The organism is Vibrio sp. 1069 (assembly GCF_033340555.1).
Genome location: NZ_JAWOWP010000470.1, coordinates 1 through 654 on the forward strand (window position 1 = coordinate 1; position 654 = coordinate 654).

Annotated in this window: 2 protein-coding genes; one reads left to right on the forward strand and one right to left on the reverse strand. The window is 42.8% G+C overall.

All coding sequences use genetic code 11. The features are described 5' to 3' along the window. On the reverse strand, positions 1-333 hold a 333-nt coding region (locus R7040_RS27205), incomplete at its 3' end, for a peroxiredoxin (protein WP_318097707.1). A 170-nt stretch (positions 334-503) separates the two neighbouring features. Here R7040_RS27205 and R7040_RS27210 point away from each other — a divergent pair. Continuing rightward, positions 504-654: LysR family transcriptional regulator (locus tag R7040_RS27210; protein WP_318097708.1), on the forward strand; the 151-nt coding region annotated here is incomplete at its 3' end.

Genomic DNA, 654 nt, shown 5'->3' on the forward strand with positions numbered 1-654 from the left:
GCCCATGCCATCGGTGAACTCTCCATTACCATCTGGAATAAAGGTGATGTGCTCGGCTTCTTGGTCGTGTTTCCAAGCGTTCATAACGAATGTGTCGTTTACCGAAATACACAAAATTTCATCAACACCGTGTTCTTTGAACACAGGGAATAGCTCGTTGTAACGAGGTAAGTGGCTAGAAGAACAAGTCGGTGTAAACGCTCCAGGCAAACTGAATACGATCACGGTTTTGCCTTTGAATAGATCATCCGAGGTAACGTTCACCCAAGTATCACCTTGGCGAGTCGGGAAAGTAACCTGTGGTACGTTTTGACCTTCTTTAGATACAAACATATTGATTCCTTTAAAATATTCGAGTGAAGCGTTTAGAGCGTGACTTGTCGTTTGGCTCTGTTTCGTTTTGTTGAGCCCATTATTGTAAAAATCCTTTGATAGCTCTAATCGTTTGATGCTATGGTTTTGATAGACATTGACTATCATCAAATAGAAGCGAATCGTGTGTTATGAATATTCGGGATTTTGAGTACTTAGTCGCACTGGCGGAGCACAAGCATTTTCGCAAAGCGGCAGAGGCATGTTTTGTCAGTCAGCCAACGCTTAGTGGTCAAATACGTAAGCTGGAAGATGAACTCGGCACGGCATTGTTAGAAAGAA